We start from the raw sequence: 18,518 nt of genomic DNA, 5'->3' as shown, positions 1-18,518 counted from the left end.
AGGCTTTCTCGGAGAGTGTCGTCACTCCTTGGGGCCGGGACAGTTCCGGAATGGGCGGCAAAGCCGAGCCCGGCTGCTTCAGCGACCGCCAAATGAGATTTTTCGGCTCCGGGAGGCCGGACGTGAGTTGATCCGCAGGACGGCTGGGTGCAAACGTGCTCTGTTTCCGGTGCCCGACCATCTGGATGCACTGCCGGCAAACCGCCCGGATTCAGGATACGTCTCGAGGAAGCGAAGGGCGTGTTGCGAAGGTACGGCTTCCAACCACAATGGCGAGCGCGACGACGATGAGGATCGCCGCGACCGCGAACGTCACCCTCATTCCGGTGGCAACGGCCTCGGGAGGCGCCGTTGTTATGTCGGTCGTCGCCGATGCGAACGCGAAGACGGCGCCCATGACGGATGCGCCGGTGATAAGGCCGAGATTGCGCGACAGGTTGAGGATGCCGGAAATGACCCCCCGCTGCTCCGGGAAGACATCCGTCATGACGGCGGCGTTGTTAGCCGTTTGAAACAGCGCGTAGCCGGCTGTGATGACGACAATGGGGGCGATGTAGCCGAAAATGCCGAGCGTCGCGGGCGTCAGAGATAGAATGAAGCAGCCTGCCACTACGCCAATGAGCCCAACGACAATCACGGGTGGTGCGCCGAGACGGTCCGCGATTCGACCCGCCGGCACGCCGGTCAGCGCGACGACAAGCGGCCCGACCGACATGAGGAGCCCAACAAGAGCTGCCCCGAGCCCGAGCGCACGAGAGAGATAAAACGGCCCGACCACCAACGTCGCCATCATCACCGTCGAGACAAGCGCGCTCGCCAGGAGGCTCGCACTCAGCACTGGGTCGCGGAACATCTCCACTTGGATCAAAGGGGATGCTGCTCTCGCCTCGACGAGCACGAAAAGGCCGACCCCAATGACAGCAGCTAACAGCAAAGCCATGTTCAGCGGGCCGAAGCTGCCGCGCCCGACCGTCATGGAAAACGCATAAGCCGCGAGCATAAGCGCCAGCAGAAGTGTGCCGAGCCTATCGAAACTGATCCGGTCAGACTTCTGCGCCATGCGATCAACGGGCAGGTAGCGATGCGCGAGAAGAAGAGCGAGGACGCCGAGCGGCAGGTTGATAAGGAAAATTGCCTGCCAACCGAGCCAGGAGATCAGAATGCCGCCGAGCGATGGACCGATCGCGGTGCCGATCGCAGACATCGTTCCGAGCAGCCCCATGGCGCTACCGGTCCTTTCCTTCGGGACCGTCTCACCGACGAACGCCATGGTGAGAGTCATCATGATCGCCGCTCCGAGGCCCTGCACCGCCCGGGCGGCAATCAGCAGCCCGAGCGTTGGCGCGGCGCCGCTTAATCCGGAGGCCACTGTAAACAGAAAGATCCCGGCAAGCAGCAGCCGTCGTCGGCCGGTAACGTCGCCGAGCCGTCCGACGCCAACGATCAGGCTGGTGATGACGAGGAGGTAGGCGAGGATGACCCACTGGACTTCCTGGAAAGAGGCGGTGAACGCTTGTGCCAACGTCGGCAAGCCAACATTGGCGATGCTGGTACCGAGCGATGACATCAACATGGATAGCGAGAGGCTGGCGAGCGCCCAGCGAGCAGAAGGGGCCTGTTTCGCCCTTCCGGTGACTGCCTCATCTCGTTCTGCGGTAGTGGGCTTCAACACGAACTCCGTTTTCTGGCGGCCCCCGAAACGGAAGCTGCCAGAAACTAGTCCTTTGCCTGATATGGCGGAACACGCACGATTTGCATGTTATTCGTGCGTTTGACGCCGTGTCACGGCCAATCCGTGCTATCGTCGACGCATGTCGAAACACGATCTCAACCTGCTTGTCATCCTTGATGTACTGCTCGCGGAAGGTAGCGTTGCGCGCGCGGCTGAACGGTTGCGGCTTAGCCCGTCGGCGATGAGCCGGGCGCTGGCGCGATTGCGCGCAACGACGGGCGATCCGCTCTTGGTTCGAGCCGGACGCAGTCTCGTTCCCACACCCCGTGCGCTCGAACTCCGCGAGCGGGTCCGTCGGCTCGTAGAGGACGCAGAAGCCGTTTTACGTCCTGCCGAGAAGCTCAATTTCAGACAGCTCGTTCGAACGTTTACGCTGCGCACCAGCGAAGGTTTTGTCGAAAATTTCGGGCCGGACCTCATCGTTCGCGTCGGCAGGCAAGCTCCCGGCGTGCGGCTGCGCTTCGTGCAGAAATCAAACAAGGACAGCGCGTCACTTCGCGACGGAACCGTCGATCTGGAAACCGGCGTTGTCGGGGAGACGACTGGCCCGGAAGTGCGTGTGCAGGCATTATTCCGGGACCGTTTCATTGGCGTCGTGCGAATGGGGCACCCCCTGAGCCAGGGCGAGATCACTCCCTCGCGTTATGCGAGCGGCAGACACATCTGCGTCTCGCGGCGGGGTCTCGACAAGGGACCGATCGATGAGGCCTTGAAGCCGCTCGGGCTGGAACGGGAGATCGTCACGATCGTCGGTGGCTTTTCGACCGCGCTGGCTCTCGCCCGGGCCTCCGACCTGATCGCCAGTGTCCCCGAACGTCACACCGGAGCCTTGCGCGTCGGAATGCATTCTTTTTCACTTCCGGTCTTAATGCCGGAGGTCACAGTTTCTTTGCTTTGGCACCCGCGACTGGACGCTGATCCAGCGCATCGCTGGCTGCGCGGGTGCGTTCGAGCCGTTTGCGCCGGGCAGCCCGCCGATTCATCGACACGCGAAAGCACCGCCGAAGCCGACGCTCGGTAGCAGCGTCCGCAACGGACCTCAAGATCTCGAAATCAGCAGAACACCAGGACCTGCTCGAGAGCACTGCCGAAAGTTAATCGCTTGAGGATAGGTGGTTTGCACGCGAGCCACGGAATGCTCCGGAGATGCTGGCGATGAGCACGGCAAGGATGCCAACGACAAAGATCCCGTCGAATGTCCCGGCGCCGCCGATGGAGGCGACCGGCGCGCCCAATCCTTGCAGACTGCCGAGGTTGAGCAGATCCGCTCCGATCAGTGTGCCGAGGCTGCCGCCGATGTAAGCCAGCGGCGCGGCATACTCGCGGGAAAGCAGCAATGCGACGATCCCGGTGACGATGACCGGAACGAACACCGGCAGCGCAATGCCGAGACCAGGTACCGGTTGGGCCAGCCAGTGGCACACTGCAGCGACGGCGGCGGTAGTCAACAAGCCGCGGCCCCACAACTTGTTCTTGGCGAGCAGGTAGAGGGACATCAAACTGGGGATCAGTGCTCCGCCGACATTCACGGCGATCACGGTTCCGGGCCAATCGACCACGACCGGCACGACGTAACTCATGCCGAAGTAATCGACCACCTGTCCGGACAGGACTTGCTGGCCAGGCAATTCCACCACCGGGAGATTGAGATAGCTGCCGAGCAGTGAGCTCAACAGAAGCAGCAGCGCGGCGCGGGCGCTGATGCCGAGACGCGTATAAGCATAGTGTAAAGCCCTGATCTGGATCAGCACGACCAGAACGAGGAACAACAACACCAAGACGGAAAAGAATGGAGCAGAAAGCGGGAGATAGTGGAACTGGCTTAAACGCATTGATCTCTCCTTACATAAGCTCTGCCCGACCGGCGTCAGAAGAGCCGGCGAGAGCGCCGAGTTCACCCGCCATTCCGACTTGGCTGCCGTATGGCGCGGATAGCCGAGCGCAGACGCGCCTCGTGATCCCTCGTCCATGAAGCAAGCACCGCCAAAGTGGTAAATGTATATTATTGCCGTGTTTTACAGAGGGTCGGCAGAGTGGGGATTTCCATCCGATCGTCCCGCCCGGGGTCGACTATGCGCCGACCTCGCTTGGCGCCACGCTCCTGCAGACGGTTCAGGCGCTGGTGGACTGGACCGAGAGCAACCAGAGGGCGATGGCCCAGGCGCGTGCCAGATACAACAACTCGATGGAGGACGGCGGCGCTCACTATTAGCCGAAGGGAGCCTGGTTCATGCCGAACGCTTCAAGCCCGGTAAGGACGGTCGCCGGCACTCGTGGTCGCTCGCGTCGAGAGCAACGGCCCAGTTGTCACGAGGGTCCGCCCCGTGCTGCAAATTCGCTCGGATGTGTTTCCGGTTCGGACGCTTCGGTCCGGACACCCGCCGCCTCGGCGGTGGCGCGGGTCGGGTCTCGCGGCGCCATGCTGCCCCAGGCGCCATATGCGCCAATGATGCTGGCTTCAGTAAATGCGGGCGACCCGAGCCAGCGCTCCTTGCCACCGGCCCGGAAGGTCTGGAAGGTCTTGAGTTCGGTGATCGGCATGGCGCCTTCGTCAAAGGAGGCCAAATGTACGAACTCGTTGTCTGAAAGCCTGACGGCGAGATAACGAAAACCGTCAGGCGCGCTCAAATGCAATTCCCGAAGGACGTCGGAAATCAGCCGTTCATTTTCGTCGGCCATTTCCGGTCTTGTGCGATAGCGAACAATCGTCACGCTCATTTCATCTCTCCTGTTCTCTGCGGCAACGGATTTGATCTGTACCGAAATGACGCCCGGCGAGGGCTAAAGGATTCAAAGAAATTCTTTGCCGAGGCTTGAATCCTTTTTGCTCACCCGGACGTCATGATGTTGGGTATTTGCGTTGCGGAACTGGAGTAGATCGGCATGCATGATAGCGGAGACCCTTCGACGAGCGCTGGCACTGAATCGCTGCCCCTCGACATTCAGCGGTTGTTCTCGACCATGCGGCCGCGACTGCACCGCTACTGCGCCCGGATGGTAGGGTCCGTTATTGACGGCGAGGACGTCGTACAGGACGCGCTGTTGAAAGCGATTCAAGCGCTGCCGCGCACCGGGCACATCGCCAATCCTGCAGCCTGGCTCCTGCGCATCGCCCATAACAGAGCGCTTGATGTGTTGCGCGCTCGGGCACGCGCTGCGGAGATTCAAATGGAAGACAGCGTGGATGCCATACCCGATCCTGACCTGATCGGCGACAGGCATGAGGTTGCGTCCGCCAGTCTGAGGACATTCGCGCGGCTGCCCGTGCGACAGAGAAGCTGCGTGATCCTGATGGATGTTCTTGGTCATTCCCTGAAGGAGATCGGCGAAATTCTCCAAATCAGCATTCCTGCGGTAAAGGCTAACGTCCACCGCGGGCGCGCGCACCTGAAACGACTGTCGCTCGAGCACGATGACCGACCGATACCGCGTTTGTCGCCCATCGAAAACGCTCGTCTGTTGACCTATGTGGAACGCTTCAACGCCCGCGACTTCGACGCGATCCGCAGCATGCTCGCAACCGAAGTGCGCGTCGAGGTCGTCGCCAATGTGGCGCTGAAGGATCGGCCTGAGACCGGGCGGTACTTCACCAACTACGAGAGAATGGTCGGCTGGCGATTGTCTCCGGCGCTAGTCGATGGACACCCGGCGGCGGTGGTCTATCTGGACGGCGATGCGCCTGACAAGCCGTCCTATTTCATAGTGCTGAAATGGTCCGACGAGGGTCTTCGGACGATCGTCGACTTCCATCATGCACGCTATGCGATCGAAGGCGCGGAAATCCTGCAGCTCTCGTAAGGAACGCTGCACCACGGACCAGCGGCTTGCACGAATGGCGCATCGCCGCCCGCATCACGCGGCATGGTGACGATCGGTCAGCGGGCGAGCCACCCGCCGTCGACCGGCAGAATGGTGCCGTGAACGTAGTCGGACGCCTTTGAGGAAAGAAATATCGCTGCGCCGCCGAGATCCGATGGCTCGCCCCAGCGGCCCGCGGGAATACGGCCAAGTATGTTGGCGTTTCGCTCCGGATCCTCTCGCAATGCAGTCGTATTGTTCGTGACGAAATATCCGGGCGCTATCGCGTTCACGTTGATGCCGTGCGCCGCCCATTCGCAGGCGAGCAGTCGCGTCAGGCCGGCAAGTCCGCTCTTCGAAGCGGTATATGAGGCGATGCGAATGCCGCCCTGGAACGAAAGCATGGAGGCGATGTTGATGATCTTGCCGCCACCATTTCGAAGCATGTGACGCGCGGACGCCTGCGCGAAAAAAAAGGCGGACTTCAGATTCACGTCCATGACCTCGTCCCAGTCGGCTTCGGTAAAGTCGATCGCGTCGGCGCGGCGGATGATGCCGGCATTGTTAACGAGGATATCAAGCCCTCCGAAAACGCCGACCGTCTCAGAAACGATACTTGCGATGGGATCGAGGGTATTAAGGTCGGCCCTGATCGCATGAAACCGGGGGCCTGCCTTCACCACTGCAGCTTCCGTCTCATCCATGGAAGAGCGACCCACTGCAACGATCGAGGCCCCGGCTCCCGCCAGGGCGACGGCTATTGCCTGGCCGAGGCCGGTGTTGGCGCCGGTCACGATCGCGACGCGACCACTGAGATCGAACAGATTGGTCATTAGGTCCCCACTTGACGCTATTTCACAAACTCGGCCCGGTAGGGGGTGAAGGTATCAATCAGCCGCCCGCTTTCTAAAGCCTTGACCCCATGGACCAGATTGGACGGGACAATGAAGCTGTCTCCCCGTTCGAGAACCCGGGTCTTCTCGTCGATGGTCACTTCGAAACGACCCTCCGCCACATAGCTGGACTGGACGTGGGGGTGCGAATGGAGTTGTCCGACGGCGCCCTTTTCGAAGACGACCTCGACCATCATCATTTCCGGCAGGTAGGTCATGACCCGCCGGGTCACGCCCGGTTCGGGGCTGGTCCATTCTGCCTCGGTTGCCGATACGAACAGACTGTTCGAACTCATCTCCGTCACCTCATCTCAAATCTTCGATCGCGACCAGATCGACGTCGGTGTAGTCGACATTATCTCCGGCCATTGCCCAGATGAAGCTGTAGCTGGACGTGCCTACGCCCGAATGGATCGACCACCCGGGGGAAACAATGGCCTCTTCATTCTTGAGGATCAGATGCCGCGTCTCCTGGGGTTCGCCCATCAAATGAAACACCCGCGCGTTTTCGGCGAGATCGAAATAAAGATAGGCCTCCATTCGCCTGTCATGGATGTGACACGGCATGGTGTTCCAGGTCGAACCCGCTGCGAGGGTGGTCATCCCTACGACGAGCTGGCATGTGCTGGCACCTTCCGGATGGATGAACTGGAATATCGTACGTTCGTTGCTCGTCGCCGGTGAGCCGAGATCGATGCGTTTGGCCTTGTCGACGCCGATATGTCTGGCGGGCAGGCGGGCGTGTGCGGGCGCACTGAGCAGATAGAATTTCGCCGGCGTCTCGGGAGAGGCGGACTCGAACACGACCGAAGATCCCATACCGGCATAGACCATGTCGCGCGGCTCTGCCCGTATGCGCTCTCCGTCGACCGTCACGAAGCCGGCTCCACCTATGTTTACCGCCACCAACTCCCGGCGCGCCAGCAGATCATTCGTACCCGCGGGCTTGATTGTTTCGAGCTGAAGAGGCCGGGAGATCGGCATCGCTCCCCCGACGATCATGCGGTCGTAGTGCGTATAGTGGAGCTTTATTCGCTGCGGTACAAATAGCTGCGGCAACAAAAATTGCTCACGCAGCTCCGCGGTATCGTACCGCGCAGCGCTTTTCGGATCGACTGCGAAGCGTATCGTGTAATCCGTATGGGTCATCCGTCTCCCCTAAACTTGTCTGAAAGTCATCATACATATCCTCACCTGGTGGGCAAGCCGAACTCGAAATGAAATCTTTCGAAATGCTCCAAGTCGGCCTGCATCGGGGATTAGCGTTTGAGAGGGGTTGATCAGCGTCCGAGACGCAACTGACAAGTTGTACGACGACATGCAGATAAGATTTAGACAAATTTGCTTGACAAGAAATCCATTGCGCCCTTACCTGCTCAAGCCTTCGGCGCGCCGTATTTGCCGGTGTGGCGCCCTGGACGGTTCCTGGAGGAGTTGCCGTCCGAGGGGGAAGGTCAAGAGGGCACTTTAGGGAGGATTTCAATGTTGAAGAATTTGAAGCGAGTTGCGCTTGTGGCGCTGGCCGTCGGAGCGCTGCTATCAACAGCAAGGGCTGAAACCGTATTGCGGTCGTCCGACACCCATCCGGACGGTTATCCGACCGTCGAGGCGGTCAAGTACATGAGCGCGTTGGTAAAGGAGCGCACAAACGGCGCCTATTCCATCGATGTCTTTCACTCTGGCCAGCTCGGTGAGGAAAAGGATGTCATTGAGCAGGCGCAATTCGGTGTGATCGACATGATCCGCGTGTCGATGGGCCCTTTCAATAACATCGTTCCCGAAACGATTGTCCCGTCGCTACCTTATGTCTTCCGCTCGACCGAGCACATGCGCAAGGCGCTCGATGGAGAGATCGGCGATGAGATCCTTAAGGCTTTTGAAAAGCACAATCTTGTGGCGCTGGCTTTTTACGATGCCGGCGCCCGCTCCTTTTACAACACCAAGCGAGAGGTGAAGAGTCCTGCGGACCTCAAGGGACTGAAGCTGCGCGTGATCCAGTCGGACATCTTCGTCGATATGGTCAATGCGCTGGGCGCCAACGCAACGCCCATGCCTTATGGGGAGGTCTATTCCGCAATGCAAACCGGCGTCATCGACGGGGCGGAAAACAACTGGCCGAGCTATGAATCTTCAAAACATGCGGAAATCGCCAAGTACTATAGCCTCGACCAGCATCTGATCGTCCCCGAGATCCTCGCTATGTCGAAGGCCACCTGGGACAAGTTGAGCCCGGAACACCAGGAAATCTTCCGGCAGGCTGCGAAGGAAAGCGTCGCCAAGCAGCGGGCACTGTGGGAGGCCGCTGAGAAGACCGCGCGCGCTGCCGTCGAGGCTGCGGGAAGCAAGGTCGTGGAGGTCGACAAGAAGCCCTTTGTCGATGCCATGCAGCCGGTCTACGACAAGTACCTTGCAGATGCGGAGATCAGGGCCCTCTATGAGCGGATTGTCGCCGTCAAGTGAGTGAGCAGGGCGGGGCGGTGCGCGCACCGCCCGTCAATTCTGGAAGGAATTTTCATGACGGCAATCGTTCTTGCTCCAACCACCCGCGTTCTCGGTCTCGTCAGCTCGGTCGCACTCTGGCTCGCCGGTCTCGGCCTAGTGCTGATGTCGGCGGCGATCGCCTATCAGGTCTTCATGCGCTACGTCATGAACTCCAGCCCGAGCTGGACGGACGCTGCGGCCACCATGCTGATGACGTGGTTCATTTTTCTCGGGGCGGCAGTCGGCGTGCGCGAGCGGTATCATTTGGGCTTCGATGTCCTGCTGGCGAATGCAGGGCCCCGCGCAAGCCGTATCATGCGCACTATCTCCGACCTAGTGGTCCTCGGTTTTGGTTTCGGTATGGTCTTCTATGGTTCCCAACTGATCGCGGGAACCTGGAATACGCGGATTCCGGCGCTCGATCTCCCAGGTGGAATGAGCTACCTCCCGGTGACCACCGGCGGTGTGTTGATTTGTCTGTTCACGCTCGAGCACCTGTTGCAGCGCTTCGGCGGTCTTGAAGGCTCGGAGGCATAGCCGTGGAACTGCTCGTTCTCTTTCTGACCTTTGCGTTGCTCCTTGCCATCGGTACACCGATCGCCTTTTGCATCGGCGTTTCCACATTTGCGACGGTGCTCTACCTCGGCGTGCCGCCGGTCGTCGTTTTCCAGCGCATGACCGCCGGCGTGACCATCTCATCGCTCATGGCCATTCCGTTTTTTATTTTCGCCGGTGATCTCATGGTGCGCGGTGGCATCGCTGCCCGTCTCGTCGCTCTCGCCGGTTCGCTCGTCGGGCATCTGCGGGGAGGCCTCGGCCAGGTGAATATCGTCGCCTCTACCATGTTCGGCGGCATTTCCGGTTCGGCGATTGCCGATGCTTCGGCCATCGGCGGACTGATGATCCCGCAAATGAAAGCCCGCGGCTATGACGCCGATTATGCCGTCAACGTCACCTCCGTTGGCGCGATCATCGCGCTCCTCATCCCTCCGTCGCACAACATGATCATCTACTCGATTTCCGGCGGCGGCCGCATTTCCATCGCGGACCTGTTCACGGCAGGTGTCCTCCCGGGACTCATGCTCGCGGTCGCCCTAATGATCGCGGCCTATGTCGTTGCCCGCAAGCGCGGCTATCCCACAGGAGTTTTCCCCGGTTTTGCGGCGATCGGTGCAATGGCGGTAGCGGCGATCCCAGGCCTGGTGCTGATCGGGATCATTTTCGGCGGAGTACGATCCGGCGTGTTCACTGCGACGGAGAGCTCCTGCATCGCCATTGTGTACGCGGCGTTGGTCACCGCTGTCATCTATCGATCACTCAGCTGGGAGGCCTTCGTCGACGCTACCCTCGGCGCCGTACGCACGACCGCCATGGTGTTGATGATCATCGGCACGGCTGCCGGGTTTGGCTGGCTGCTCGCCTATCTCAAAGTACCGACTGCGATGATTGCGTTCATGCAGTCGTTGACCGATCAGCCGATCCTTATCTTCCTACTTATCAACATTCTGCTTCTCTTCCTCGGCACATTCATGGACATGTCGCCGCTCATCATCATCACCACGCCGATCTTCCTGCCGGTTGTCACGGCCTTCGGAATGGACCCGGTGCATTTCGGCGTGATCCTGATCCTGAACCTCGGCATCGGCCTGTGCACGCCGCCGGTCGGAGCGGTTCTTTTCGTGGGCTGCGCCGTCGGCAAGATCCCGATCTGGGCGGCAATACGCACGATCTGGCCCTTCTATGCCGCCGCGATTGCCGTGCTGTTGCTGGTCACCTACATTCCGGCGGCCTCGCTCTGGCTTCCCAGCCTCTTCAAATGAAATCGATCTCGGCGCGGCATCATTGAACAGATCCCGCGCCGGCTATATCCTCGGAGCTCTACGCTCCTGAAACGAAGACCGAATAACTTGAACACGATACCTGGACCCTCGGAGCTGAAAACATCGCGGCGGCAGAAGTTGTCCGAGCGCATCGCTGCTAACTTGCGGCAGGATTTTCTGTCCGGGCAAATCGCAATCGGCCAGAAGCTGCCGACGGAAACCCAACTCGCCGAAGCGTACCAGGTTAGCCGAACGGTGGTGCGCGAGGCCATCGCGGCTCTCGTCGCCGACGGGCTGGTCGAGACGCGCCAGGGAGCCGGTATCTTTGTGCTTGGACAGCCAGCCAAGTCTGGATTCTCGGTGCCCAAGACCACGGAGATTACCAGCAAGATCTCGCATGCGCTGAACGTCCTTGAAGTCCGCATCGCGCTGGAGATGGAAAGCGCTGCCCTTGCGGCGGTTCGGCGCAATTCGTCGCAGGAAGCGCAGATTCAGGAAAGATTCTTCGAATTCGACCGTCTGCTGAAACTTGGCCAGCCGACGGGCACGGCGGATTTCGCTTTCCATCGCGCCATCGCCGAGGCGACCAACAATCCCTTCTATGTGGAAGTTCTGGACGCGCTCGGCGCGCGGACGATTCCCTGCGACGTTACGTCCCCGTTTGCGACCGAAGAGGTGCTTTCGCACGATTACCAGGCCCAATTGCAGAAAGAGCACCTGGCAATCATGAACGCCATCTTCGCCGGCGATCCCGACGCCGCGCGCGAGGCGATGCGCGCCCATCTGGCGGCCAGCCAGCAACGCTATCGAGCCAGGCTCCTCGAGCGTCGGGTACAATATGCGAGCAACGTCGGCTAAGAGCTTTCGACGCTATCGTCCTATTTTCATTCTTCACGGTTCGATTCCGGTTTCGTTGGCCGTCCAATGAGCAGGCTTTTGCTTGCCGCCGGCTCGATTGGTTGCATCGAAGCTCAACAAAAAAGGGTGCGGATGCTTTGCTCGGCTTTCCCTTAGCTGGCTGCTGCAATCTTGTGCCGAGCTCTGCCCAGATCTCGCATCGCGCCCTTCGGCCATCCCGTTTTCCTAGCCTCTCTTCCAAGGGAACAAAGCGTCAAGGGGTTTGTTCGGATTGGATAAAAATCCGAATTCCATGACGGGAGGAGCACGATGAGCGATGAAACAACCGGCCCCGGCGACCAATCTGGGTTGCCTGCAACGACGCCGCACAGTGGTGACAGTCCGCTTGGTGCGGGGACCGAGGGCGCGGCAGATCGTACCTTGCAGCAAGCGGTGCGCCAAGACCTGGATGAGGTCGGACGTTTAGCCGATGACCAGACGGAGCAAGCCAAAACGGCTGTCAAACGCGCCGCTAAGGACGAGAAGAACCTGGCAGCACGCCAACTCAGCGGCATCGCAAAGGCCATCGAGAAAGTCGGCACTGAGCTTGAACAGTCGGATCAACAAGACCTCGGCCGCTACGCCAGGCAGATCGGCAATTCGCTTCAGCGTTTTGCGCAGGACGTCGAGCATCGCGAGCTCGGGGAGATTGCCGCAATGGCTGAGGACTTCGGCAGAAGGCAGCCACTCGCCTTCCTTGGCATCGCAGCGATTGCGGGACTGGCTGCCAGTCGGTTCCTGACAGCCTCGGCTCAGCGCCACACCAGGCGGCGCATCTCCCAGGCCTACTCCCCGCCATCAGGAAGTGCCCGGCTACGGGAAGGCGGGTCACACTCTGAGGAGGATCGTCACAATGGCTAATCATCGAGACGAACGCCCGTTATCGGAACTCGTTACCGGTCTAGTGGCGGATATTTCTGGGCTCTTCCGAAAGGAAATCGATCTGGCGAAGACCGAGGCATCCGAAAAGCTGGACCGCGCGATAGGGAGTCTCGAGACGCTTCTTATCGGCTTGGTTTTCGCTATAGCTGCGATTGGCCTGCTCTTGGGTGCTGTCGTCAAAGGACTGGCCGCGTTTCTCGTGGCTCAGGGTATGACCGTGGCGAATGCCGAAACGTTGTCGGCGGCGATCGTAGGCCTCGTGGTGGCACTCCTCTCCTGGATCATGGTCTCGCGCGGCCTCTCGACCTTGCGTGGCAGCAGTCTCAGGCTCGACAGGACGGCAGCTTCACTCCAGCGCGACGTCACCGTGGTGAAGAGGAGGGTGCAATGAACGATTCCACCGAGATGCACTCGGCTGCCGAGCTGCAGCGAGAGATCGAAGCCGATCGCCAGCGGATAGAAGAAAAGCTCCACGTGATCCAGGAACGGATGTCGCCTGGTCAACTGATGGACGAGCTGCTCGAATATGCCAAGACGAGCGGCGGAGCCGAGTATGTGAGCAACCTCGGCACGGCACTTAAGGCGAACCCCATTCCTGTTGCTTTAATGGGAGTTAGTCTCGCCTGGTTGATGGCCAATCCGGGATCCCGCGCACCGGGATCGACGGGGCAGGATGATGAACCGGACGATTATCCGCTCGCAACCGTGACGGGTTCCATAAGGCGAATCGGTCCGGTAGAGGCGAGCTTCGGCGAACGGTATAGCCACTTCACGGATGAAGGCGGTAGTCGCTTCAGGGCCTTGACGGACGCCGCCGGTCGCCGGGCGGGCCACTTCGTCGACCCAAGTGGCAATGTTTATCGCGGCTTTGCCGACGCAGCGGGCAAGCAGATCGGAGACATACGTGATGAGACCGGTGCGCTGTTCGACGAAGCCTCGGGCTGGGCGTCAAGAACTTGGCGGCAGATGAGTGACACGGCCAGCCGCATGTCTCACTCGATTGCGGAAACCGGCAAGTCGCTTGCCGACAGCGTACAAGCCGCTGGCAAAACGCTGCAAGACCAGAGCGCGAGCCTGAATGCGACCATTCTTAAACATTTCCGTGACCAGCCTCTGGTCGGCGGTGCGCTTGCATTTGCCGTCGGCGCGGCAATAGGGGCTGCGCTGCCCCACACCGAGACCGAGGACGAAGCAATGGGTGAGGCATCGGATCAAATGCGCGATAACCTCGCGACGAAGGCAAGCGCAACGGTCGATGAAGCGATCGGAACTGCGGAGGATCTCTTGCAAAAAACGTGAGATGCCCCACTCACTGGAAGCCCACGACGCTGCCAGGGACCGAGTGCGCGAAACGTCTCGGGAATAGTGGTTCTGCGTGCTCGGCCTGGAACTGACGCCCTGACGTCGATCATCGCAGGTCCAGGCATGCCGAGGATCCCTGTCGGCGGCGCGGATGACGCGGGCCACAAAACCGGGCGTCTACTTTAGGGTGCTTGGAGGGACCGTCGGTACCGCGCTCAACAGATCAGGTTAGCTGGCCAAGATGCCCCAATTGGGATCCCATTGAACGCCCTCGACAAGCTCGACGTAGATCGGCGCTGTACCCTCGCTGTGGGTCTTTGCCAGTCTGAGCGCAGATTCGGGCTCCATTTCCTCACCGGAAAAGACGGTATCGTCTTCGGATGCGTCGGTGACCTTTCGTACATATCCTCTGACCTCGTCACCGGAACGGTAAAGCTTGACGATTACCGCGCCCGGCACCGGGTTAACGGGAAGCTGCTGGTAGGTAGGCATGCAGATCTCTCCAAATGTACGCGGCTTCTCACCTTCATTACCGCGGCCCTAGTTTCGCCCGCCCTGTTTCCGTACATCGTTCCGTCCTGCCTTGTCCCCCTTCTTTTTCACAGTAGAAGCTGTTTTGGCGTCTGGCTCCTGGCCATAGTAGGTGCCGCCCAGGTGGCCGCCGCCGCTTGTGTTCTCGGCCTGTTTTTGCGCCTTTTTTTGCGCTTGCTCGACATCGCTCTTCGTCATTTCCGGACTCTCCTCGGTCTCTTGGGAACGACTGTGTAACCACAAGCAAGCCTATCTGTTCCTGCTTTCGCGTCCGCGGACGTTCGGCGGGCGGCCAAGGATACGCAGCGCACCGAGGCCGCGGATTTCCGCGACCGTCCGAGCGGGCGGTGAAATGGCTGAGGAGCAACTACGAGGCCCCGGGGCCTACCCCCATCCACGGCGTCGACTGCAGCCGAAGAAAAAAAGCCCGGCGCGGAGCGCCGGGCAGTGAGCAGGGCTTTGGCTGTCCCTGCGGGGAAGTCGAATGTCCTGCGGCGAGTTTCAGCCGTTCCGTCTGCCGACGCCGATGCTGTCATCGCCACAGCTTGAATGACGCTATTGTGCAAAGATACCGTCGGGTACGGTTGCCTCGAGGCGACGCTTGAACTGACGGATGGAGACATTCATCCAGATCAGCGAAACGGCGACAATAACGAAGAGGAGCATGAAGCAGCTCGACCATAGGCCGGTTAGATCCTTCAGCAAGCCGAAGGTGATTGGCAGAATGAAGCCGCCGATGCCGCCCATCATGCCGACGACACCGCCGACCGCGCCGACATTGGCGGGGTAGTAGGCGGGGATGTACTTGTAGACGGCAGCCTTGCCCAGGCTCATGAAGAAGCCCAGCACGAAGATGACGCTCACAAAAGCTATCGGAGGAACTGCAAACGAGAGGATGAGCGTCGCGACGGCACCGACCGCGAAAGTCGCGTACATGACCTTGCGCGCGCCGATCCTGTCCGAAAGAGCACCGCCATAGGCCCGGAAGAGGCTGCCGGGGATCGAATAGGCAGCCGCAATCATGCCAGCAGTTTCGAGACGGAAGTCATAGACACCGACGAGGTAGCGGGGAAGCCAGAGCGACAGTGCCACGAAACCGCCGAATGCAAAGAAATAGTAGAGGGCGAAGCGCCAAACCTGCAGGTTCTTGAGCGGCTCCAATTCGGCAACGAAACCTCTGGGTCTGTCGCGGCGAGTGCGGCGCGCGCGGAAAGCAGGATCGTCGGTAGTGGAAAACCAGAAGATAACCGCGGTAATCAGGAGCATTGCCGCCCATATCTCCGCGACCGCCTCCCACCCGAAGGCGAGGAGAACAAAAGGAGCGAAGAACTTGGTTACGGCAGCACCCACATTGCCTGCGCCGAAGATGCCGAGGGCCGTGCCCTGCTTATGCGCCGGAAAGAATGGGGAGACATAGGCAACGCCGACGGCGAAAGACCCTCCGGCCAGACCGACACCCAGCCCCGCGATCAGCATTTCCGGATATGTCGTCGCGCGCGACAGGAGAAAGGTAGCGACTGCCGCGACCAGCATCGTGACCGTATAGACCAGCCTTCCGCCGTAGCGGTTGGTCCAAACGCCGAGCAGGATACGGCTCAGCGAACCGGTAAGGATCGGCATGCCGATCAGAAGCCCGAATTGCGCCTCGCTCAGCCCCAACTCCTGTTTGATACGTATGCCAACGATCGAAAAGATCGTCCAAACTGCAAAGCAGACCGTGAAGGCCGCCGTTGAAATCCACAATGCGCGTGCCGACTCCGCTGCGGAAGTCGAGTCTGGTGTGTGAAGAGCGGACATACCATCTCCCGGCGCATCCGGCTGCGCCAATCTCTGTCGTTGATGTTGAAAAAAATCATAGCCCAGGGTTCGCGCCCATCAGCGATCGGCGCGGCGTCCTGCTCAGCGACTTTGCTTTCGGCGCGCGACATTGGGCGCCTTCGGTGAGGCCAAGAGGCTCGATGGTAGTAAGCAAATGGCGTGCCATGTGCCACGCCACGAAAAAACAGGGCTAAATCAACACTCGCGTGGATATGTTTCGCGGACCGTGTGACTAAATATTAACCGGCGCTGACGGCCTTGCACAATAATCATGCACGGCAATGTCGTCGGGTCCCGAGAAGGGGCATTGCCGTTCAATCCAGCAGGCGATCTTGCAGGGGCTTGAGAGGATAGGCTTGCCAGAAGAAGATATCGGCTGCCGCCTGATCGTATGAGAAGTTACGCGCCTCACGGATTTTGCCATTTTCGATGCGAAAGGCGAGCACCCAGAGCGTGTCGACGTTACCGCCGTCTGCGCGGTTGGACCAGCCGCGATGCAGGTCGATCACCCAGTTCTCGTCGGCCATGAGTGCGATGAGCTCGGCGCGGAACTTCGCCCTGCCGAGCTGTTGGAAGAAGGCGGCGACCTCTTCCTTGCCGCGCTTGGTTCCGGCCAGTGGATGATGGCCGGGTATATGCCACTCGATGTCATCGGCGAAGAAGGAAGTGACGCGGCTCATATCGCCGCTGCCATAGGCGGCATAGTAGTCGGCGATGAGCTGCCGGTTCTCCTCCGGGCTCGCGGCCGTGGCGTGGGTGGCCAACAGCATGGGGGCAGACATGGTCAGGGCCCGGACAAAGGACTTGATGGTCATGATAATCTCCTCCGATCGGCAGAACGCTTGCCCGAACGCTCATCCTCGTTCGTCGGCGCGCTTGGCAGCTAGAGTCACTAGTCCGCGATCGCCGGTTTCGTGCGTGTAGGTCATGACCAGGCGCGAGACCTTCCACGCGGCGTTGACTTTGGTGAGGTCGTAACGATAGCGGCCCATCAGGACCCAAAATTTATCGCCGATCCGATGGACAGCCTGGAAATCGGCTTCCGCTGTGGCGGTCGCGCCAGCGCTTTTGACGATTGCATGGTTGGTGACGAGATGCAGCGTGCGGTCAAAACCCGTCAGCGGGCCGGACCATTGTTTGACCACCTCGTCGGCGGATTGCGTGGCCGGCGCGCCGCCCCAGAGAGAGGTGTAGTCCAGCGTTACATTATCGGCGAAAGCACCTCGCACTCTGTCCCACTGATGCCGGTCGGCACCCGCTGCGATGTCGGTGATCGTGTCTATGATCGCAGCCCGATCATCGGGGCCGATCGTTTCGCTGTTGCCGACCCGCCTGAAATCGGTTGCCGCGGCATCGGCCGGGCCTTCTACCTGCTGCCTTACGCCGTCAAACGCCAGGCTGGTCGATGTCATCAGTGCCGCTGCCATCGTGGAAAGGGCCAAACTTCGCATGAAGGCGTTCTCCCCCCGCTGCTCGTGCGGTATCATCCGCAATCGCGAAGATCGCACGGGCGTCTTGTCGACGCTGCAGTGAATCTTGCCGAACATTGGGCGATTATTGCCTTTGTGAATCCGGCCGGCGTTCAGCCGCGGCGGAAGACCGCTGGGGTGACGCCAGTATGCCGGCGGAAATGCTTGCCGAAACGTGACACGTCCTCGTATCCGACGTTGTGGGCGACGGAAGCGATGGACGCTCGCGTGGTCTTCAAAAGCACCTTCGCGAGTTCCATCCGCTCCTGAATCACGTATTGCAGCGGGGTCTTCCCAACCAGTTTTGTGAAGCTTCGCATGAAATGAAACCGGCTCATGGTGGCCTCGGACGCCATCTCGTCCAGCGAAAGATCATCGGCCAAGTGCTCGTGGATGTAGTCCAGGACCCGCCACAGCCGTCGATCCTCGATTGCGACTGCCCAAGTCCTGACCGGTAGAAGCAACTGCGCAAGGTGAGCCGCCACCGCAAGGTCCATCGTCTGACGATATAAGGTCCGCCTGGTATCGGCATTCGAGGCTGCGGAACGGACGAGTTGCACCAGCAAGGGATCGAGCGCCCCAACAACAGGCCTGAAATCGGACGGTGTATCGAACCCGACATCTTGCAGCAGGGCGTCGGACACTTCGAGCTTTACGTAGGAAAGCGGATCATCGTACTCGCAAACACCTTCGGAACCGGCGGGAAGCACCCACCCTTCCGATGCTCGAAGCGGTATCGCCAACCTGTGGTCCGAACCGAGGGACAGGCGGTGGCCTTGCTGGTCCACGAGGAAGATGCCGACTGCCAGGCGCGACAGGGTGAACGTGCCTCCTCCTGGAGGCACGTTCAGTCTTTCGACGAACAGTTGATCGCGGCGGATATGCATGCCTGATC

21 protein-coding genes and 1 pseudogene are annotated in these 18,518 nt (G+C 60.3%); 10 read left to right on the top strand and 12 right to left on the bottom strand.

Annotated features, from left to right (window positions below):
- Positions 1–211: 211 nt before the first annotated feature.
- Positions 212–1,672 (bottom strand): MFS transporter, encoded by a 1,461-nt coding sequence (locus tag PYH37_RS06485; protein WP_425336045.1) that lies wholly within the window; start codon positions 1,670–1,672, stop codon positions 212–214.
- A 139-nt stretch (positions 1,673–1,811) separates the two neighbouring features.
- On the opposite strand from PYH37_RS06485, the gene PYH37_RS06480 reads away from it, so the two are divergent.
- Positions 1,812–2,753, top strand: coding sequence for a LysR family transcriptional regulator (locus PYH37_RS06480; RefSeq protein ID WP_280730623.1), 942 nt, complete (start codon positions 1,812–1,814; stop codon positions 2,751–2,753).
- A 73-nt stretch (positions 2,754–2,826) separates the two neighbouring features.
- Here PYH37_RS06480 and PYH37_RS06475 read toward each other — a convergent pair whose 3' ends face one another.
- Positions 2,827–3,564 (bottom strand): DUF1614 domain-containing protein, encoded by a 738-nt coding sequence (locus tag PYH37_RS06475; protein ID WP_280730622.1) that lies wholly within the window; start codon positions 3,562–3,564, stop codon positions 2,827–2,829.
- A gap of 173 nt (positions 3,565–3,737) precedes the next feature.
- Here PYH37_RS06475 and PYH37_RS06470 point away from each other — a divergent pair, with 173 nt between their 5' ends.
- Positions 3,738–3,944 carry a hypothetical protein gene (locus tag PYH37_RS06470; protein WP_280730621.1) on the top strand — a complete coding sequence of 69 codons (207 nt, stop codon included), beginning with the start codon at positions 3,738–3,740 and terminating at the stop codon, positions 3,942–3,944.
- 95 nt (positions 3,945–4,039) lie between these two features.
- Here the strand turns inward: PYH37_RS06470 and PYH37_RS06465 are convergent, their stop codons facing one another.
- Complete coding sequence (locus tag PYH37_RS06465) at positions 4,040–4,450, bottom strand: hypothetical protein (RefSeq protein WP_280730620.1); 411 nt, start codon at positions 4,448–4,450, stop codon at positions 4,040–4,042.
- Positions 4,451–4,615: 165 nt separating this feature from the next.
- Here PYH37_RS06465 and PYH37_RS06460 point away from each other — a divergent pair, with 165 nt between their 5' ends.
- Positions 4,616–5,530 carry an RNA polymerase sigma factor gene (locus tag PYH37_RS06460; protein ID WP_280730619.1) on the top strand — a complete coding sequence of 305 codons (915 nt, stop codon included), beginning with the start codon at positions 4,616–4,618 and terminating at the stop codon, positions 5,528–5,530.
- Positions 5,531–5,607: 77 nt separating this feature from the next.
- Here the strand turns inward: PYH37_RS06460 and kduD are convergent, their stop codons facing one another.
- From kduD to kduI, 3 genes are read right to left on the bottom strand one after another with little or no spacing between them, the layout of a single operon-like run.
- On the bottom strand, positions 5,608–6,363 hold the full coding sequence (gene kduD, locus PYH37_RS06455; protein WP_280730618.1) for a 2-dehydro-3-deoxy-D-gluconate 5-dehydrogenase KduD: 756 nt from the start codon (positions 6,361–6,363) through the stop codon (positions 5,608–5,610).
- A 17-nt stretch (positions 6,364–6,380) separates the two neighbouring features.
- Entirely contained in the window at positions 6,381–6,719 is a 339-nt protein-coding gene (locus tag PYH37_RS06450) for a cupin domain-containing protein (RefSeq protein ID WP_280730617.1), read from the bottom strand.
- 10 nt (positions 6,720–6,729) lie between these two features.
- Positions 6,730–7,572: a 5-dehydro-4-deoxy-D-glucuronate isomerase gene (gene kduI, locus PYH37_RS06445; protein ID WP_280730616.1), complete on the bottom strand. Its 843-nt coding sequence runs from the start codon at positions 7,570–7,572 to the stop codon at positions 6,730–6,732.
- 333 nt (positions 7,573–7,905) lie between these two features.
- Between kduI and PYH37_RS06440 the strand changes: the two genes are divergently transcribed.
- The 7 genes and pseudogenes from PYH37_RS06440 to PYH37_RS06410 all read left to right on the top strand — a co-directional run bounded on the left by PYH37_RS06440 (position 7,906) and on the right by PYH37_RS06410 (position 13,869).
- Complete coding sequence (locus PYH37_RS06440; protein WP_280730615.1) at positions 7,906–8,883, top strand: TRAP transporter substrate-binding protein; 978 nt, start codon at positions 7,906–7,908, stop codon at positions 8,881–8,883.
- Positions 8,884–8,937: 54 nt separating this feature from the next.
- A complete protein-coding gene (locus tag PYH37_RS06435) occupies positions 8,938–9,441 on the top strand; it encodes a TRAP transporter small permease (protein WP_280730614.1) in 504 nt (167 codons plus the stop codon).
- Positions 9,442–9,443: 2 nt separating this feature from the next.
- Positions 9,444–10,724: a TRAP transporter large permease gene (locus PYH37_RS06430; RefSeq protein ID WP_280730613.1), complete on the top strand. Its 1,281-nt coding sequence runs from the start codon at positions 9,444–9,446 to the stop codon at positions 10,722–10,724.
- Between the two features lie 87 nt (positions 10,725–10,811).
- Positions 10,812–11,582, top strand: a complete 771-nt coding sequence (locus PYH37_RS06425) for a FadR/GntR family transcriptional regulator (protein WP_280730612.1) — start codon at positions 10,812–10,814, stop codon at positions 11,580–11,582.
- A gap of 309 nt (positions 11,583–11,891) precedes the next feature.
- Entirely contained in the window at positions 11,892–12,482 is a 591-nt protein-coding gene (locus PYH37_RS06420) for a nutrient deprivation-induced protein (protein WP_280730611.1), read from the top strand.
- On the top strand, positions 12,475–12,894 hold the full coding sequence (locus tag PYH37_RS06415) for a phage holin family protein (protein WP_280730610.1): 420 nt from the start codon (positions 12,475–12,477) through the stop codon (positions 12,892–12,894). The genes PYH37_RS06420 and PYH37_RS06415 overlap by 8 nt, the downstream gene beginning before the upstream one ends.
- Positions 12,891–13,869, top strand: a pseudogene (locus PYH37_RS06410) (DUF3618 domain-containing protein). The gene PYH37_RS06415 and the pseudogene PYH37_RS06410 overlap by 4 nt, the downstream one beginning before the upstream one ends.
- Before the next feature lie 164 nt (positions 13,870–14,033).
- Here PYH37_RS06410 and PYH37_RS06405 read toward each other — a convergent pair.
- From PYH37_RS06405 to PYH37_RS06380, 6 genes are all read right to left on the bottom strand, one after another.
- Entirely contained in the window at positions 14,034–14,297 is a 264-nt protein-coding gene (locus PYH37_RS06405; RefSeq protein ID WP_280730609.1) for a hypothetical protein, read from the bottom strand.
- Between the two features lie 48 nt (positions 14,298–14,345).
- A complete protein-coding gene (locus PYH37_RS06400) occupies positions 14,346–14,534 on the bottom strand; it encodes a hypothetical protein (RefSeq protein ID WP_280730608.1) in 189 nt (62 codons plus the stop codon).
- Positions 14,535–14,891: 357 nt separating this feature from the next.
- Positions 14,892–16,133, bottom strand: a complete 1,242-nt coding sequence (locus PYH37_RS06395) for an MFS transporter (RefSeq protein WP_280730607.1) — start codon at positions 16,131–16,133, stop codon at positions 14,892–14,894.
- Between the two features lie 335 nt (positions 16,134–16,468).
- Positions 16,469–16,969, bottom strand: coding sequence for a nuclear transport factor 2 family protein (locus PYH37_RS06390; RefSeq protein WP_280730606.1), 501 nt, complete (start codon positions 16,967–16,969; stop codon positions 16,469–16,471).
- 39 nt (positions 16,970–17,008) lie between these two features.
- Entirely contained in the window at positions 17,009–17,605 is a 597-nt protein-coding gene (locus PYH37_RS06385) for a nuclear transport factor 2 family protein (protein WP_280730605.1), read from the bottom strand.
- 131 nt (positions 17,606–17,736) lie between these two features.
- Positions 17,737–18,510 carry an AraC family transcriptional regulator gene (locus PYH37_RS06380; RefSeq protein ID WP_280730604.1) on the bottom strand — a complete coding sequence of 258 codons (774 nt, stop codon included), beginning with the start codon at positions 18,508–18,510 and terminating at the stop codon, positions 17,737–17,739.
- Between the last annotated feature and the right edge of the window lie 8 nt (positions 18,511–18,518).

It is taken from the genome of Sinorhizobium numidicum, from assembly GCF_029892045.1.
GTDB classification, from domain to species: Bacteria; Pseudomonadota; Alphaproteobacteria; order Rhizobiales; family Rhizobiaceae; genus Sinorhizobium; species Sinorhizobium numidicum.
The sequence above is the reverse complement of the archived record's forward strand: the minus strand, read 5'-3'. Positions and strand labels throughout refer to the sequence as shown.

Bases quoted from the DNA above. Each gene is read 5' to 3' on its own strand.
- PYH37_RS06480 (WP_280730623.1), top strand. From the start codon at position 1,812: ATGTCGAAACACGATCTCAACCTGCTTGTCATCCTTGATGTACTGCTC.
- PYH37_RS06475 (WP_280730622.1), bottom strand. From the start codon at position 3,564: ATGCGTTTAAGCCAGTTCCACTATCTCCCGCTTTCTGCTCCATTCTTT.
- PYH37_RS06465 (WP_280730620.1), bottom strand. From the start codon at position 4,450: ATGAGCGTGACGATTGTTCGCTATCGCACAAGACCGGAAATGGCCGAC.
- PYH37_RS06460 (WP_280730619.1), top strand. From the start codon at position 4,616: ATGCATGATAGCGGAGACCCTTCGACGAGCGCTGGCACTGAATCGCTG.
- kduD (WP_280730618.1), bottom strand. From the start codon at position 6,363: ATGACCAATCTGTTCGATCTCAGTGGTCGCGTCGCGATCGTGACCGGC.
- PYH37_RS06450 (WP_280730617.1), bottom strand. From the start codon at position 6,719: ATGAGTTCGAACAGTCTGTTCGTATCGGCAACCGAGGCAGAATGGACC.
- kduI (WP_280730616.1), bottom strand. From the start codon at position 7,572: ATGACCCATACGGATTACACGATACGCTTCGCAGTCGATCCGAAAAGC.
- PYH37_RS06440 (WP_280730615.1), top strand. From the start codon at position 7,906: ATGTTGAAGAATTTGAAGCGAGTTGCGCTTGTGGCGCTGGCCGTCGGA.
- PYH37_RS06435 (WP_280730614.1), top strand. From the start codon at position 8,938: ATGACGGCAATCGTTCTTGCTCCAACCACCCGCGTTCTCGGTCTCGTC.
- PYH37_RS06420 (WP_280730611.1), top strand. From the start codon at position 11,892: ATGAGCGATGAAACAACCGGCCCCGGCGACCAATCTGGGTTGCCTGCA.
- PYH37_RS06415 (WP_280730610.1), top strand. From the start codon at position 12,475: ATGGCTAATCATCGAGACGAACGCCCGTTATCGGAACTCGTTACCGGT.
- PYH37_RS06405 (WP_280730609.1), bottom strand. From the start codon at position 14,297: ATGCCTACCTACCAGCAGCTTCCCGTTAACCCGGTGCCGGGCGCGGTA.
- PYH37_RS06400 (WP_280730608.1), bottom strand. From the start codon at position 14,534: ATGACGAAGAGCGATGTCGAGCAAGCGCAAAAAAAGGCGCAAAAACAG.
- PYH37_RS06395 (WP_280730607.1), bottom strand. From the start codon at position 16,133: ATGTCCGCTCTTCACACACCAGACTCGACTTCCGCAGCGGAGTCGGCA.
- PYH37_RS06390 (WP_280730606.1), bottom strand. From the start codon at position 16,969: ATGACCATCAAGTCCTTTGTCCGGGCCCTGACCATGTCTGCCCCCATG.
- PYH37_RS06385 (WP_280730605.1), bottom strand. From the start codon at position 17,605: ATGCGAAGTTTGGCCCTTTCCACGATGGCAGCGGCACTGATGACATCG.
- PYH37_RS06380 (WP_280730604.1), bottom strand. From the start codon at position 18,510: ATGCATATCCGCCGCGATCAACTGTTCGTCGAAAGACTGAACGTGCCT.